This is a genomic window from Luteimonas sp. A277, assembly GCF_054052045.1.
In genome coordinates this window covers 194,519-209,118 of record NZ_JBSVRG010000004.1, presented here as the reverse complement: position 1 = coordinate 209,118, position 14,600 = coordinate 194,519, and the positions used below count along the sequence as shown (strand labels likewise).

Genomic DNA, 14,600 nt, shown 5'->3' with positions numbered 1-14,600 from the left:
GCACTAGACTTGATCCCCCCTTCCGGAGCCGTATCAGCATGACCCACTACGAAGGCGACCTGCGCGCCCCTCCCGGCGCACGCTTTGTGATCATCGCCAGTCGCTGGAACCCCCGCATCACCGATACCCTGGTCGCCGGGGCGCGTCGGGCATTCGCCGCCAACGGCGTGGACGAAGAAGCGGTGGACGTGGTCCGGGTGCCTGGAGCCTGGGAAATCCCGATGGCCGCCAAGCGGCTGGCCGCTTCCGGCGGCTATGCGGGCGTGGTGGCACTTGGCTGCGTGATCCGCGGCGACACCCGCCACTACGAGCAGGTGGCCGACGGCTGCAGCGAAGGGCTGATGCGGGTCGCGCTGGATACCGGGGTCACCGTGGCCAACGGCGTGCTGGCGGTGGAAGACGCGGAAGATGCGGAGCGCCGCGCTGGCGGCTCCCACGGCAACAAGGGCGAGGAGGCTGCACTGGTGGTGATCGAGATGGCGGAACTGATGGAGAAGCTGGCATGAACCGGCCACGTCGTCCCGATGGGGTGGATCCCGCCCAGCGCACCCGCGCCCGCCGGCGCGCGCTGCAGGCCATCTACACCTGGCAGGTGGCGGGCGGACGCAGCCAAGAGGTGATCGCCCAGTTCGCCCATGAGCAGGCCCACGAAGTCGCCGATCTGGAGTACTTCGAGGATCTGGTGCGCGGCGTGTTGACCCACCAGGCCGAGCTGGATGCCTCGCTGCAGCCGTTCCTGGACCGGAAGGTGGAAGAGGTGGACCAGATCGAGCGGGCCATGCTGCGCATTGCCGCCTACGAGCTGCAGCATCGCCTGGATGTTCCGTACCGGGTGGTGATCGACGAGGCGCTGCGCACGGTCAAGCGCTTCGGTTCCGAGCACGGCTATACCTACGTCAACGGCGTGCTGGACCAGGCTTCGGCCCAGTGGCGCGCGGCCGAGGCGCAGGCGCCACGCCGCTGAGGTCAGTGCCTGCCGCCGCTGGCGGCAGTTGGAGGGAGGGCAGGCGGTGGAATTCGATCTGATCGCTCGTATTCGCGCCCGTGCCGCGGCCCGCGCCGATGTGGTGCTGGGCATCGGCGACGATTGCGCCCTGTTGCAGCCGCCCGCTGGCATGCAGCTGGCGGTTACCGCGGACACCCTCAACGCCGGCGTGCATTTTCCGCAGGACAGTGTCCCCGGCGACATTGGCTGGAAGGCACTGGCGGTCAACCTGTCCGATCTTGCCGCCATGGGGGCCGTGCCCGTCTGGTGCCTGCTGTCGCTGTCGCTGCCCACGTCAGACGAGAGCTGGGTGGACGCCTTTCTGGATGGGTTCCTGGGCCTTGCGGCGATGCATAACGTGGCGCTGGTGGGCGGCGATACCACCCGCGGGCCGCTGTCGATCGGCGTCACCGCGCACGGCCTGGTCGCGCCGGGATCTGCGCTGCGGCGCAATGATGCGCGCGATGGTGACGACGTCTGGGTCAGCGGCCAGCTGGGTGATGCCGCAGCGGCGCTTGCCCTGATCTCCGCAGATGGAACGAACGCACCGCCTGCTGCCGTGGCAGCCGCGCTGCGCGCACGGCTCGATCGCCCCGAACCCCGCGTGGCCCTGGGCCAGGCGCTGGCGGGGGTAGCCAACGCGTGCATCGATGTGTCAGATGGCCTGCTGGCTGACCTGGGCCACGTGTGTGCTGCCAGCAACGTTGCCGCCCGCATCAACGTGGATGCGCTGCCATCTTCCGCGGCGCTGGATGCGCTGGGCCTGGGCGCCGGCCTGCGCCGGGCCCTGCAGGCAAGTGGCGGGGATGATTACGAACTGTGCTTCACCGCTCCGCCCGCGCGCCGGGAAGCAGTGGCTGCGGCCGCCGCCGCCGCAGACGTGGCAGTGACCCGGATCGGATCCATCCATGCCAGCACGGGGCTGCAGGCCTGGGACGCGGACGGCGTGGAATGGACGCCGCCGCGCTCCGGCTACGTCCATTTTTCCAGCTGAGTACGAAGCAAGGCTTGCACAACCAGGCCGGATTTTCCCTGATTGTGATCAATGCGTTCGCATCGGGCGGCTTCTAGCATGACCGCCTCGCCGGATTACGGCAGCTCCCACAGGCCCCCACGCCATGCGTACCGACCAGTTCCAGAAAATGCTGGTGGATCTGAATGGATCCACTTCCGATATCGAAGCCTCCGCGCTGATCTCCGTCGACGGATTGATGATGTCCTCGGCGATGCCGCAGGGCATGGACGAAGACCGCGTGGGCGCGATGTCCGCCGCGCTGCTGTCCATGGGTGAGCGCACCGCGCGCGAGCTGGCCCGCGGCAAGCTCGATCGCGTCCTGGTCCAGGGCGAAGAGGGCTACGTGATCATGACCTCGGCCGGCGAGGAAGCCGTGCTGACCGTGCTGGCCCGGCCGAACGCCAAGCTCGGCCTGATCTTTCTTGACATCAAGCGTGCCGCGCAGGCGCTGAGCAAGATCATCTGATCCATGACCAGCATTCTTCCGATCCCGCAAATGTCACCGCCGGCCGAGGGCGATGCCCAGACCACGGCCACGTCTGTTTATCACGATGGCAGCCAGCGTGAGGTCTACTGGAACGACCGCGAGGAACCATTCCCCAGCGGCAAGCTGATCGTCTCGCGCACCAATCTGGCAGGGGCGATCACCCATGCCAATGCCGCCTTCGTCGAGATGAGCGGCTACACGCGCGAAGAACTGATCGGCGTGCCGCACTGCGTGCTGCGCCATCCGGAGATGCCCAAGGCGGCCTTCAAGGACCTGTGGGAGACGGTCAGCGCGGGCAACAAGTGGAACGGTTACGTCAAGAACCTGCGCAAGGACGGCTCGTACTACTGGGTCTACGCCACGGTGATTGCCAACGTGCGCGACGGCAAGGTGGTGGGCTACACCTCGGTGCGGCGCAAGCCCTCGCGCAGGAAGATCGAAGAGGTGCTGCCGCTCTACCGGCAGTGGCTGGCAGAGGAGGCCGCGGCATGACCTTCAATTTCCTGGTGGCCCCGGACTTCCCGCCTGACCGGTTCTCCGGCTGGTACATGTTCAACACCCTGCTGCAGCGGCGCTCAAGCATTGGCATCCATCTGCTGATGCCGGCGGACCGCGCCGAACAGGAGGCGATGCTGGCCGAAAAGGAAGTCGATCTGGTGTATGCCAACCCGTTCGACGCGGCGGCGCTGGTGCGGGGGCAGGGCTACCGGGCATTCGCACGGCCGGTCGGGTGCCCGGACGAAATGGTGATTGCCACTGCGGCCGATTCACCCCTGTCCAGCGTGGAAGACCTCAAGCCCGGTGCCTCGATCGCGCTGACCGGAAACGTCGACGTCAAGCTGATCGGCCTGCGCCTGCTGGAACCGGCCGATATGACCGAAGCCGATGTCCAGTGGCACGTGGCCGACAGCTACCAGGCGGTGGCGCGTCAGGTGCTCTCCGGCCAGGTGGATGCAGGCTTCTTCCTTGCCGACGCCTTCCACAGCTTCTCCCGCCTCACACTGTCCCGCATGAAGGTGCTGGTTGAAAGCCAGCTGCGCGACATCACCCATGTGCTGCTGTCGCACCCGCGGATCGACAAGGACCTGCCGGTGCTGCGCGAGGCCCTGCTGGGGATCCGCGGGGAGGATGACGTTGGTGCCGCCGAAGTGCTCGAGGCGCTTGGCTTCCGGCAGGGCTTCGAGGCGATGGAGGCCGAGGACGTGGAATTCATGATCGACCTCATGGATACCCTGCGGGACTGATCCATGGACGACGCCTCCCTCGCTGCAGGACTGGATGCGCGGCGCGCGCTGCGGGCCCACGGGCGCGCAGTGCTGCAAGCCCCTCACGATGTCCCCATGCACCTGGCCCGGCTGCAGGTCGCGCTGCAGCTCCCGGGGTCGGAGCCGGTGCAGGGCGTGCTCGCCGATTTCTTTTCCGTGCGCGTGGACAACAGCGCGACGCTGCGCAAGGCCGCCTTGCAGCTGGCGGTGGAACGACTGGATCCGTACTCGGTCGATGCCTTTACCCGCCACGCGGGGGGCCATGCGCCGCTGCCATCCATCACTCCGCTGGCCACCCGCTGGAGCGTGCTGGTGCAGCCCAGTGCCGATGTGCCGGCCCGCGTGCGCCGCGGTGGTCGGGACGATTCGCGCAGGTTGGCGGAGGAAGTGGTGCAGGCGCTGTACGACGGTGAACTGGTGGAAGCCGCCCGCATCGAGGCCGAATTCCTCGGCCACTGCATCTCCTGCCAGGACAAGCTGGCCTTCATGCTGGCCATGCGCGGGGTGCGCAAGGCCGGGATTGAAGTGGACGGACGCTGGGGGAGGGTGGCCGCCTGGCTCGGGGCGCGCGACGCGTTCGGTGACCAGCAGAGGAGTTTCGGCCAGGCCGCCGCCATCGAAGGAATGGAGACAGCAACGCCATGACCCTGCAAGCAGATACCTGGCTCATGCTCACCCCCACGGGGGTGCTGCACGCCTTTGCCAACAGTGAACCCGATGCGGAGCAGTCCGCGCTGCAGACCCTGGTTGCGGGCAACCACGCGCTCGCGGCCGCCGAGTGGGCTGCCGGTGCTGCGCGCGCAGGCGTCGGGGAGGTTGAGGCACTGTTCGAACGTGCCCGCGCCGAAGGCTGGTTGAATGTCTTGCGCCGCCAGGTGCCCGGCCCCGACGTGCGCCTGGACGACTTTGCCCGCCATGTGATTGCGCCGCTGTCGGGCGAGCGTCGCGCGGTACTGGCCTCCGACGGTGGCTTCTGCCTGGGGCAAAGTGGAGTGGATCAGGATGAGGCCGACGCGCTGAGCGTGGCGGCAGCGGACTTTTCAGCATTTGCCCGGCGCCAGAGCGCGCGCGGCTGGCGCGGTGCCGAGCGCCATGTTTCGTTCTTCTCCGACAGCCACCTGCTGCTTCCCGACTGGTCGTTCGTGCCGTTCTGGGTGGATGGAAGCGGCTACTGGCTGATCGTTGCCGGCGAACCGCTGCTCAACAATCTGGCAATGGTGGAGCTGGTGTGGAGCATCCGCCTGGCTGCGAACCGGTTCCAGCCGCCGCAGTAAGGTCGCGTCGGGCAGAGCGGCAACGGCTCAGGCGATGGCCCGGACCATGCACGCCAGCGCCTCGCCCAGGATGGGGCGGGGCAGGGCGAAGTTGAAACGGACGAAGCCGGTGCCGGCCTCGCCGCAGTCGGCGCCGTCGGTCAGTGCCACGCCGGCGCGGTGGAACAGACGCCGGGCCGGGCCTTCCAGCTTCAGCGGCCGGCAGTCCAGCCATGCGAGGTAGGTGCCCTCTGGCGCGGTGTACCCGATCCCCGGCATGTCCGCCGCCAACGTGGCGGACAAAAGCTGGCGGTTGCCTTCCAGGTAATCGATCACCGAATCCAGCCAGGCCCCGCCATGCCGATAGGCCGCGGTGTTGGCAATCACCCCCAGAGTTGCGGTGGCGTGCCCGGCCAGCGGATGCATGTGCCGCCAGGCGGCGAGGTCTTCCGGGTTGCTGAGGATCAGCTGCGCACACTTGAGGCCGGCCAGGTTCCACCCCTTGGATGCCGAAGTAGCGGTGATGGCCTGCTGCGCGGCGGCCTCGCTGATCGAGGCGTAGGGGATGTGCCGATGCGGGGCGAAGGTCAGCGGAGCGTGGATCTCGTCACTGAAGACCCGTACGCCATGGCGGCCAGCGATATCGCTCAGCTGCTTCAATTCCTTGCGGGTGAATACGCGGCCGAGCGGGTTGTGCGGATTGCACAGGATCAGCAGCCCGCCGCCGGCGGAGAAGGCGGCCTCGAGCGCATCGAAATCAAACTCCCAGCTGTCGGCAGTCTGCCGCATCGGCACCTGCACCACCTCGTGCCCCAGCATGCGCAGCAGCGGCAGGAACGGCATGTAGTTGGGCGTGGGCAGTACAACTTTGACCCCCTGGGGCAGCAGGTGGCGCAGGGCCAGTTCCAGGCCGGTGAGCACGTCGGGCAGGGGCTGGATCCACGCGGGATCGGGCGCCCATCCGTAGCGGTCGCGGTGCCAGTTGCTGCAGGCGTCGGCCAGTCCGGTGACCAGGCTGTCGCCGAGATAGCCGATCTGGCCGCGATCAAGCGCTTCGCGCACCGCAGCCATCACCACCGGCGCCGTGCCGAAGTCCATCTCCGCCACGAAGGCGCCGATGCAGTCCGGAAACGCATTCCACTTCAGCGCGCCGCTGTCGCGCAGCTGTTCCACAGTCAGGGCGTCGTAGGCCTCGTGGCTCATGGCATTGTCAGCGGATGCGGCGGCGGGAAAGGTAGAACAGGGTGCCGATGCCGATCGCACCGACGGCTGCCAGCAGGTTGGTCGTGCTGGCACTGAACAGCAGGATCACCGACAAGACCAGGGCCAGCACCGGGATCACCGGTCCACCGGGAAGATGGAACCCGTCTGCCGGATCGCCGTAACGGCGCCGCAGTACCAGCACGCTCGCCGCGGTGGCGATGTATCCCAGCAGGCGGGTGACCATCGACAGCACTGCCAGGGCCACGAACGAACCGGTAAGTGCCAGTGCCAGCGCCAGCACGAACTGGGTGGCAATGGCCGCCGCCGGGGTGCGGAACCGCGGATGGATGGAGGCGAGGTAACGCGGTCCGTAGCCGTCCGCCGCCAGCGTGTGCAGGAAGCGTGGCCCGAGCAGCATCGTGTTGTTGTTGGTGCCCAGGATCGACAGCGCCGCGCCCACGGTGAGCACGAAGGCCATGCCCTCGCCACCGAACATTGCCGCGGCGTCCGCCAGCGGCGATGCGGAGGAGGCCAGGTCCGGCAGCAGGCCCTGGGCCACCATCTGCACCGCGGCATAGACCAGGGTCACCACCACGATCATGGTCAGCAGTGCGAAGGGCACGTTGCGCTTGGGGCTGTGGTACTCGCCCGCCGCCGCCGGCACGTTCTCGAAGCCGGCGTAGGCGAACAGCAGCAGCAGCGCGGCCTCGCCCAGTTGGCCATAGTCCTGCGGCCCCGGCCCGCCGAAGGCCAGGCCCCAGTCCATATGGAACAGGCCGATGAAAATAAACAGCAGCAGCGGCACCAGCTTGCACACCACCAGCACCACCGCCGCGCGTGCGGCCCAGCTCACGCCGATGATGTTGATGGTGGTCAGCATCAGCAGCGAGCCGGCGATCACTGCGGTGCGGCCTGGCCCGGCCGTGGCCGCGGGCTCCCAGAAGCGGGCGATGGCATCGGCCAGGCCGTTGCTCAGCGATGCAGCCACCACCACCCGGGTCAGCCAGATGGTCCAGCCGATCTGGAAGCCGACGAACGGCCCGAACGCCTCCCGCGCGTACAGGTAGCTGCCGCCGGGCTGGTCGAAGTAACTGGAGGCCTTGGCGTAGCACAGCACCAGCAGCCCCACCGTGATGCCTGCCAACAACACCGCCCAGATGCTGAAAGAACCCAGCATGGCGAATGCCGCCGCCGGCAGCAGGTAGATGCCGCTGCCCACCACATCGTTGATCGACAGGCCCACCACCTGCCAGCGACCGACTGCGCGCAGCAGTGCCGGCTGCGGCCTGTTCTCCCCCTGGGTGCTGCTCATGCGATGCCGGTAACCGGTACGGAAAGGATCATGCGCCTGGCCTGTATTCGGATCGGCGACATTGTAGGCACAGTTGTGAAGAAGGAAGGCAGCCCCTGGGGCTCAGCCGTCCACGCGGAACGCGTCGCGGATCCAGTCCAGCGTGGGCGCATCCGGATCGCCGCAGGCATCAATCACGTCAAAGCGGCAGGGCACGTCCGCGTACTGCCGGTGCGCGAGCAGGAACAGCTGGGCAGCGCGGATGATCCGGCGCTGCTTGCGCCAGTCCACGGAGTCGGCGCCGCCGCCGTAGCCGGAGGAACGCCGGTAGCGGACCTCCACGAAGACAAGGATTGAAGTGCCGGAACGCTCGCGGTCCAGCATCACCAGGTCCAGCTCGCCCAGCCGGTAGTTGGCGTTGGCGGCCACCGGGCGCAGCCCGGCAGTGATCATGTGCTCGCGGGCGGCCGCTTCCACGACCGCGCCGCGTGCACGGGTGCTGCTCAACCGCCGCCCAGCGGCACTACGTGGCCGCCGCTGAAAGTGGCCCAGGCCGGGGTGCGCTGGATGTTGCCGAAGCCGTCTATGCGCAGCGTGCCGGTGGCGCCGCGCAGCTCGGCGTCGGTGCCGGTGACCAGGCGCTCCATGAAGGCGGTCAACAGCCAGGCGTCGTAGCCGAACGAGAACAACCGCTGCGCTGGCCCGCGGGCCGTGGGCAGGGTGGACGCCACGGTCGATGCCATCGGCAGGCCGGCCACCCCGCTGGAAGCCCAGCGCTCGGTGGGGAAGGCGATGCCGTCCAGCGCCGCGTCACTCTGGGTGTTGCCGCTGGCGAACAGCTGCGAGGTGCCGACGCGCGGGCGGGTCGCGTAGCCGGCTTCCACAAGCTGGGGCGCGATGGCCCGGGCCTCACTGCCGCGCAGGGCCAGGAACACCGCCTGGGCGCCTTCCTCCTTCAGCATCGCGTTGCGCAGGGCTTCGACCATGTCGGGCGGGGTTTCACCGATCACCACCAGCAGATCGCTCACCTGGCCGCCACCTGCTTCAAGCTGGCGGCGGAACGCCTCCACGCTGCGACGGGCGCTGTCATCGCCACCGCTGAGCACCAGTACCCGTTGCACGTTTTGCCCCAGCAGGTGGTTGGCGGCGGCAATGCCGTCGTCCTCCGGTGCCATGGCGAAGCTGAAGCTGCCGGTGGGAGTTTCGTCACCGGCGCGGTTGAGTGCCAGCACCGGGACCGACAGCCGCGCCGGGTCGGCCAGCACCGCGGCCACCCCGCCACGGGTCAGCGGGCCGAGCACGTAATCGGAGCCTTCCGCCACTGCCCGTGCATAGGCACCCACGGCGCCGGAAGGCGTGCCCATGGTGTCGTAGAACACCACTTCCGGCCGCGCGCGGCGCTCGCCGTAATAGCCGGCCAGCAGACCGTCCCGCACCGGCGAAGCGGCGGCGGCAGGGCTGCCTGACAGCGGCAGCAGGACCGCCAACCGCAACGGCGGCCGGTAACCGTCGTGATCGGCGGGCGGACGGTTGCCCGCCTGTACGTTCCAAAGCAGGGACAGATCGAACGGGCGCGGAAGCGGCAGGCCGCGGGCCATCAGGGCCCTGCCGACGAAGCTGTACAGCGGATCGCCTTCCGCCAGCGCCGCGGCGCCGCGGGCCAGGGTGTCGTCGTCCAGCTGGGCCAGCAGGCGTTCGATATCGCCGGCATTGGCGGCACGCGCCTCGCCGCTGAGCGACTGGTGGGTACGGGCCAGCTCGGTGGCGACCGCCAGTTCGGGATGTGCGGGCTGGGCCGGCACGGCAGGGCCGCTGACCTGGACCGAGGTACAGCCGGCCAGCAGCAGGGCTGCCAGGAGGAGGGCCATCCGAATCGCCTGTACGCGCATGGTTTCCATGTCCATTGGGGATATCGCCCGCGATTCTACCGGTCTGGCGCCGCCCGGCCCATGAAGGCGATGCGGCGCCGTCGCACTATGATGTCGCCATCATGCCTGCCCAATCAGCCAGCGACCCTTCCCGGGGCACCCTGTTCATCGTTGCCACGCCGATCGGCAACCTCGAGGATCTCTCACCTCGCGCGCAGCGGACCCTGGCCGGTGTGGCCGCGGTCTGTGCCGAAGACACCCGCCATACCCGCCGCCTGCTGTCGCATTTCGGCATCGAAGCAGAGCTGGTGGCGCTGCACGAACACAACGAGCAGGCGCTGGCCGCGCGATTGGTGCAGCGATTGGAGGCAGGAGAATCACTGGCCCTGGTCAGCGATGCCGGCACGCCGCTGGTCAGCGATCCCGGCTTCCGCCTGGTGGCCGCCGCCCGTACGGCGGGGATCAAGGTCAGTCCGGTGCCCGGCCCCAGCGCCCTGATCGCCGCGCTGAGCGTGGCCGGCCTGCCCAGCGACCGTTTCGCTTTCGAGGGCTTCCTGCCGGCCAAGCCCGGCGCCCGCCGCGAACGCCTGCAGAAGCTGGCCGGCGAACCCCGCACCCTGCTGTTCTACGAATCCTCGCACCGTATCGCCGAGACACTGGAAGACATGGCCGCGGCCTTTCCCGGGCGCCGCGCGGTGCTGGCGCGCGAACTGACCAAACTGTTTGAAACCGTCCTCGACGGCAGCCTGGAGGAACTGCACCAGCGGGTCGTCGCGGACGCGGACCAGCGCAAGGGCGAATTCGTGCTGGTCGTGGAAGGTGCCGGCGACGATGCCGACGCCGCCCTGGCCGAAGGCCGCCGTGTCTACGCCCTGCTCGCCGACCACATGCCGCCTTCATCCGCGGCCCGGGTCGCCGCGGAAATCACCGGCGCCCCGCGAAAGGCGCTGTATGGGGGCATGCAATCTACCTCGCAGGAGTGACGGCTCGAAAAGGGCCGCGTTGAACTGCGCAGGGTCGCAACGTGGGATAATGGCCGCTGGCGGAGTCGGCCGGGCAATCGCGTCATCCCTTAGGGGGTGCCGAGGAAAGTCCGGGCTCCACAGGGCACGGTGCCAGGTAACGCCTGGGCGGCGCGAGCCGACGGAAAGTGCAACAGAAAGATACCGCCGAACGGTCCTCCGGGATGCGTGGCAAGGGTGAAATGGTGCGGTAAGAGCGCACCGCGAGCCTGGTAACAGGCCGGCACGGCAAACCCCACCGGGAGCAAGACCGAATAGGGACCTCATGGCGTTGCCCGCGTCGGGTCCGGGTAGGTTGCTTGAGCGTATCGGTGACGATGCGCCTAGAGGAATGGTTGCCCACGACAGAACCCGGCTTACAGGCCGGCTCCGCCAGCTTTTTCATGGGCTACGCCCATGAAAAACCCTAAGTTTGCAAAAGCAAACTTTGGGCCCCGCTTGTACTTCCAGACCCCCACTCGCGCCGTTGGCGCGAGTCGCCCCTGACTCAGGGGGCTGCGGGCGCGTAATTTGCGCGAATTGACCGTGACGATGGTCACGGTCGGGGGCATTGCGTCTCTATCGCAACTGCTGCTGAGAGTGGCGCAAGTCTCAAAATTTGAGACTAAACAGCAGCTTGTGGATAAACCTTGAACAAGTCTGTGAACAGTTTCGCAAGTCATTGACCTGCCTGATGAATTTTCCCGTCGTCGCTTGTTGACAACCCCCAGCTCGGGTCATAAGGTGGCGTTGCGTGGGATTACCGGGAATTTTGTGGGATCCCTCGCCAATTGAAGCCCGCCGCAGACGGGCATACGGGCAGGACCAACGTGTTCCAGGGCGAGTACGCCATCACAATTGACGACAAGGGCCGGATGGTGATCCCGACCGGCTTGCGCGAGGACGTGTCCCGCGCCGGCAATCGTCTGGTGATCACGTACAACCCGTTCGACGCCGGTGGCCTCTATCTGTACCCGCATGACGTCTGGTCCGGCATCCGCGAGAAGGTCAACGCGCTTCCGCGCACCCGCTCCACCAACCGCACCCTGCAGCTGAAGCTGGTTGGCGCGGCCGCCGTGGTGGAGCCGGACGGCAGCGCACGCATTTCCATTCCAGCCAGCCAGCGCAACACCGTGGGCATCGAGCGCAAAGCCGTGCTGGTGGGCATGGGCGACAAATTCGAGCTGTGGAGCGAACAGGCCCACCAGGATCAGATCCGCCAGGTGCTTGGCGATGACGATATGGCTGGTGAGGACCTGGAGGGTCTGCAGCTGTGACGGCCGGTGGCGCGGACGTCCGGTCCGGCCACCTACCGGTGATGTTCGGGCAGGCCTTGGAGGGGCTGCAGGTGGTCGGGGATGGAACCTATCTGGATGGCACGTTCGGGCGCGGCGGGCATGCGCGCGGCGTGCTGGCACGCCTTGAAGCCGGAGGCCGGCTGCTGCTCATGGACAAGGATCCCGAAGCGATCGCGGTGGCCGAGCGGGAGTTCGGCGCCGATCCGCGCGTGACCATCCGTCGCGGCAGCTTCGCCGCACTGGCGCAGTGGGAAGCCACGGCCGACGGGCTGGACGGGGTGCTGTTCGACCTTGGTGTGTCCTCGCCGCAGCTGGACGTGGCCGGCCGGGGCTTCAGCTTCGGCAAGGACGGCCCGTTGGACATGCGCATGGATCCGGACTCGGGAGAAAGCGCCGCCGATTGGCTTGCGCGTGCCGACGAGGCCGACATCGCCGACGTGCTGTGGACCTACGGCGAGGAACGCATGAGCCGGCGCATCGCCCGTGCCATCGTGGCCCGCCGCGTCGAAGCGCCGTTGACCCGCACTGGCGAGCTGGCCGAGTTGATTGCCGCCTCGGTGCCGCGCCAGAGGCGTGCGCCGGGCAAGCCGGACATCCATCCGGCCACGCGCTCGTTCCAGGGCATCCGCATCCACATCAACCGCGAGCTGGCCGATCTGGAAGCGGGGCTCGAAGCCGCCCATGATGCGCTCAAGCCGGGCGGCCGCCTGACCGTGATCAGCTTCCACTCGCTTGAGGACCGGATCGTCAAGCGCTTCATTGCCGGCCGCGCCAAGCCGCCGCCGGCCAACCGTCGCCTGCCCGAGACCACCGCCTTCGTGCCGACCCTGCGCGCGCTCGGCGGTGCCATCAAGGCCGATGCCGATGAGCTGGCGGGCAATCCGCGTGCCCGCAGCGCGGTGCTGCGCGTGGCTGAAAAGCTGGAGGCGCGCCAGTGATCCTGACCATGCGCCTGATCGTTGCGGTGCTGCTGGTAGCCAGCGTGATCACCGCCATCGGCGTGGTCCATGCGCGCCACCAGCATCGCCAGCTCTTTGTCGAGCTGACCCGGCTGGAGTACGACCGCGACGAGCTCGACATCGACTTCGGCCGCCTGCAGCTGGAGCAGGCCACCTGGGCGGAAAGCAACCGCATTGACCAGGTGGCACGCGAGCGGCTGGGGATGAAGTTCCCCGAAGCCGTCGACATCGTGGTGGTGCGGCCATGATCGGCAAGCGCTTCCGCAGCAAGACCCGCCCGGCACAGCGCCCGGGCCGCGCGCGTTTCAACCTGCGCGGCCGCCTGGCTCTGGTGGCTGGTGCCATGGGCCTGTGCAGCGTGGTGCTGGTCGGACGCGCCGTGGACCTGCAGCTGATCGACAATGCGTTCTACCAGCAGAAGGCGGATTCACGCTTCCTGCGCGAACTGCCGATCCCGACCTCGCGCGGCATGATCACCGACCGCAACGGCGAGCCGCTGGCGATTTCCACCCCGGTGGCCTCGCTGTGGGCCAACCCGCAGGAGCTGGTCAAGCATCCGGACCGGATCATCGAGCTGGCCGCGGCCATCAACGTGGATGGCGAGGAGCTGACACGCCGGGTGGCCCAGCGCGCCGACAAGGAATTCATGTACCTGCCGGGCCAGCGCCGGATCCATCCGGCCAATGCGCAGAAGGTGCTCGACCTGGCCGTGCCCGGAGTCTTCAGCCAGCGCGAGTATCGCCGCTTCTACCCGCAGGGCGAGGCGATGGCGCACGTGCTGGGCTTCACCAACATTGATGACCGCGGGCAGGAAGGGGTCGAGCTGGCGTTCGACGACTGGCTGCGTGGCCGTCCCGGCGCGCAGCGGGTGATCCGCGACCGTCGCGGCCGGATCGTCGAAAATGTGGACCTGGTGCGTGCGGCCGAGCCGGGCAAGGACCTGGTGCTGAGCATCGACCGGCGCATCCAGTACCTGGCCCATCGCGAACTGCGCAACACCCTGGTACGCACCGGCGCCAGCGCCGGTTCGGCGGTGGTGCTGGACGTGGCCACCGGTGAAGTGCTGGCCATGGCCAACCTGCCGGCCTACAACCCGCACGTGGTCAGCGCCGACGATCGCGACGCGCGCCGCAACCGCGCGGTCACCGACCTGATCGAACCGGGTTCCACCATCAAGCCGATCACCGTGGCCGCGGCCTTGCAGGCCGGGGTGGTGACCCCGACCACGCCGGTCGATACCAGTCCCGGGTGGATAGCCAACGGCCGCTTCCGCACCTCCGACGTGCGCAACTACGGCATGCTCGATGTCACCGGCGTGATCACCAAGAGTTCCAACGTGGGCGTCAGCAAGCTGGCGGCCATGCTGACCGACCGGCAGTTCCACGACGTCCTGCGTGCATTCGGCTTTGGCGCCAGCACCCGCAGCGGCTTTCCGGGCGAGGCGGCCGGCCTGTTCGCCGACCCGAGCCAGTGGAGCGGGACCGACAAGCAGACCATGTCCTACGGCTACAGCCTGTCTGCCACCCCGCTGCAGGTGGCGGCAGCCTATGCGGCGATCGGCAACGGTGGCCTCTGGACCCAGCCCACCTTCATCAAGGGCCAGCACGGTGACACGCGCCAGGCGATCGAGCCGGACGTGGCCGATGCCGTGCTGAAGATGATGCATACCGTGACCGGCCCGGGCGGCACCGCCCGCCAGGCGCGGATCCTGGGCTACAACGTGGCAGGCAAGACCGGCACCTCGCGCAAGGCCAGCGGCGGCGGTTACTCGCGCCGCTACGTGTCGTTCTTTGCCGGCCTGGTGCCGGTGGACAATCCGCGCTTCTCGATGGCGATCGTGATCGATGACCCCGATCCCGCCAAGGGCTACTACGGCGGGCTGGTGGCCGCGCCGGTGTTCAAGGAGGTCATGGAAGGCGCGCTGCGGCTGATGGACGTGCCGCCGGACGATATCGAGACCTGGTTGGCGGCGCAG

General features: G+C 68.1%; 16 protein-coding genes, 1 other RNA gene and 1 pseudogene. 14 read left to right on the top strand and 4 right to left on the bottom strand.

The genetic code is table 11. From position 1 onward, the window contains the following. Positions 1–38: 38 nt before the first annotated feature. From ribH to ACW7G2_RS05865, 8 genes are all read left to right on the top strand, one after another. The gene (gene ribH, locus ACW7G2_RS05900; protein ID WP_456973681.1) at positions 39–506 is read left to right on the top strand and encodes a 6,7-dimethyl-8-ribityllumazine synthase; all 468 of its coding nucleotides are present in this window, start codon (positions 39–41) and stop codon (positions 504–506) included. After that, positions 503–964: a transcription antitermination factor NusB gene (nusB, locus tag ACW7G2_RS05895; RefSeq protein ID WP_456973679.1), complete on the top strand. Its 462-nt coding sequence runs from the start codon at positions 503–505 to the stop codon at positions 962–964. Before ribH ends, nusB begins: the two co-directional genes overlap by 4 nt. A 46-nt stretch (positions 965–1,010) precedes the next feature. Further along, positions 1,011–1,979, top strand: a complete 969-nt coding sequence (gene thiL / locus ACW7G2_RS05890) for a thiamine-phosphate kinase (protein WP_456973677.1) — start codon at positions 1,011–1,013, stop codon at positions 1,977–1,979. Positions 1,980–2,103: 124 nt separating this feature from the next. Next, positions 2,104–2,466 carry a roadblock/LC7 domain-containing protein gene (locus ACW7G2_RS05885; RefSeq protein WP_456973675.1) on the top strand — a complete coding sequence of 121 codons (363 nt, stop codon included), beginning with the start codon at positions 2,104–2,106 and terminating at the stop codon, positions 2,464–2,466. Positions 2,467–2,469: 3 nt separating this feature from the next. Further along, complete coding sequence (locus tag ACW7G2_RS05880; protein WP_456973673.1) at positions 2,470–2,979, top strand: PAS domain-containing protein; 510 nt, start codon at positions 2,470–2,472, stop codon at positions 2,977–2,979. Further along, positions 2,976–3,731 (top strand): phosphate/phosphite/phosphonate ABC transporter substrate-binding protein, encoded by a 756-nt coding sequence (locus ACW7G2_RS05875; protein WP_456973671.1) that lies wholly within the window; start codon positions 2,976–2,978, stop codon positions 3,729–3,731. Before ACW7G2_RS05880 ends, ACW7G2_RS05875 begins: the two co-directional genes overlap by 4 nt. Positions 3,732–3,734: 3 nt before the next feature. Then, positions 3,735–4,397, top strand: a complete 663-nt coding sequence (locus ACW7G2_RS05870) for a hypothetical protein (RefSeq protein WP_456973669.1) — start codon at positions 3,735–3,737, stop codon at positions 4,395–4,397. Then, positions 4,394–5,026, top strand: coding sequence for a hypothetical protein (locus ACW7G2_RS05865; protein ID WP_456973667.1), 633 nt, complete (start codon positions 4,394–4,396; stop codon positions 5,024–5,026). Before ACW7G2_RS05870 ends, ACW7G2_RS05865 begins: the two co-directional genes overlap by 4 nt. A 27-nt stretch (positions 5,027–5,053) precedes the next feature. Here ACW7G2_RS05865 and ACW7G2_RS05860 read toward each other — a convergent pair whose 3' ends face one another. The 4 genes from ACW7G2_RS05860 to ACW7G2_RS05845 all read right to left on the bottom strand — a co-directional run bounded on the left by ACW7G2_RS05860 (position 5,054) and on the right by ACW7G2_RS05845 (position 9,367). Then, complete coding sequence (locus ACW7G2_RS05860; RefSeq protein WP_456973665.1) at positions 5,054–6,208, bottom strand: MalY/PatB family protein; 1,155 nt, start codon at positions 6,206–6,208, stop codon at positions 5,054–5,056. A 7-nt stretch (positions 6,209–6,215) separates the two neighbouring features. After that, positions 6,216–7,520 (bottom strand): APC family permease, encoded by a 1,305-nt coding sequence (locus ACW7G2_RS05855; RefSeq protein WP_456973663.1) that lies wholly within the window; start codon positions 7,518–7,520, stop codon positions 6,216–6,218. Between the two features lie 102 nt (positions 7,521–7,622). Next, entirely contained in the window at positions 7,623–8,006 is a 384-nt protein-coding gene (locus ACW7G2_RS05850) for a YraN family protein (protein WP_456973661.1), read from the bottom strand. Beyond that, a complete protein-coding gene (locus ACW7G2_RS05845) occupies positions 8,003–9,367 on the bottom strand; it encodes a penicillin-binding protein activator (RefSeq protein WP_456973659.1) in 1,365 nt (454 codons plus the stop codon). The genes ACW7G2_RS05850 and ACW7G2_RS05845 overlap by 4 nt, the downstream gene beginning before the upstream one ends. 122 nt (positions 9,368–9,489) lie before the next feature. Between ACW7G2_RS05845 and rsmI the strand changes: the two genes are divergently transcribed. The 6 genes and pseudogenes from rsmI to ACW7G2_RS05815 all read left to right on the top strand — a co-directional run. Further along, positions 9,490–10,350, top strand: coding sequence for a 16S rRNA (cytidine(1402)-2'-O)-methyltransferase (gene rsmI, locus ACW7G2_RS05840; protein ID WP_456973657.1), 861 nt, complete (start codon positions 9,490–9,492; stop codon positions 10,348–10,350). 61 nt (positions 10,351–10,411) lie between these two features. Then, an RNA gene (gene rnpB / locus ACW7G2_RS05835) (RNase P RNA component class A) lies at positions 10,412–10,764 on the top strand. A 434-nt stretch (positions 10,765–11,198) separates the two neighbouring features. Further along, a complete protein-coding gene (gene mraZ / locus ACW7G2_RS05830) occupies positions 11,199–11,645 on the top strand; it encodes a division/cell wall cluster transcriptional repressor MraZ (protein ID WP_456973753.1) in 447 nt (148 codons plus the stop codon). After that, positions 11,642–12,604, top strand: a complete 963-nt coding sequence (gene rsmH / locus ACW7G2_RS05825) for a 16S rRNA (cytosine(1402)-N(4))-methyltransferase RsmH (protein WP_456973655.1) — start codon at positions 11,642–11,644, stop codon at positions 12,602–12,604. Before mraZ ends, rsmH begins: the two co-directional genes overlap by 4 nt. A gap of 8 nt (positions 12,605–12,612) precedes the next feature. Further along, positions 12,613–12,873, top strand: coding sequence for a cell division protein FtsL (ftsL, locus tag ACW7G2_RS05820; protein WP_456973751.1), 261 nt, complete (start codon positions 12,613–12,615; stop codon positions 12,871–12,873). Further along, positions 12,870–14,600: pseudogene (locus ACW7G2_RS05815) on the top strand (peptidoglycan D,D-transpeptidase FtsI family protein); the annotation flags it as partial. The gene ftsL and the pseudogene ACW7G2_RS05815, both read left to right, overlap by 4 nt.

Coding starts and splice junctions, on each gene's coding strand:
- ribH (WP_456973681.1), top strand. CDS start 39: ATGACCCACTACGAAGGCGACCTGCGCGCCCCTCCCGGCGCACGCTTT.
- nusB (WP_456973679.1), top strand. CDS start 503: ATGAACCGGCCACGTCGTCCCGATGGGGTGGATCCCGCCCAGCGCACC.
- ACW7G2_RS05885 (WP_456973675.1), top strand. CDS start 2,104: ATGCGTACCGACCAGTTCCAGAAAATGCTGGTGGATCTGAATGGATCC.
- ACW7G2_RS05880 (WP_456973673.1), top strand. CDS start 2,470: ATGACCAGCATTCTTCCGATCCCGCAAATGTCACCGCCGGCCGAGGGC.
- ACW7G2_RS05875 (WP_456973671.1), top strand. CDS start 2,976: ATGACCTTCAATTTCCTGGTGGCCCCGGACTTCCCGCCTGACCGGTTC.
- ACW7G2_RS05870 (WP_456973669.1), top strand. CDS start 3,735: ATGGACGACGCCTCCCTCGCTGCAGGACTGGATGCGCGGCGCGCGCTG.
- ACW7G2_RS05865 (WP_456973667.1), top strand. CDS start 4,394: ATGACCCTGCAAGCAGATACCTGGCTCATGCTCACCCCCACGGGGGTG.
- ACW7G2_RS05860 (WP_456973665.1), bottom strand. CDS start 6,208: ATGAGCCACGAGGCCTACGACGCCCTGACTGTGGAACAGCTGCGCGAC.
- ACW7G2_RS05855 (WP_456973663.1), bottom strand. CDS start 7,520: ATGAGCAGCACCCAGGGGGAGAACAGGCCGCAGCCGGCACTGCTGCGC.
- ACW7G2_RS05845 (WP_456973659.1), bottom strand. CDS start 9,367: ATGGCCCTCCTCCTGGCAGCCCTGCTGCTGGCCGGCTGTACCTCGGTC.
- rsmI (WP_456973657.1), top strand. CDS start 9,490: ATGCCTGCCCAATCAGCCAGCGACCCTTCCCGGGGCACCCTGTTCATC.
- ftsL (WP_456973751.1), top strand. CDS start 12,613: ATGCGCCTGATCGTTGCGGTGCTGCTGGTAGCCAGCGTGATCACCGCC.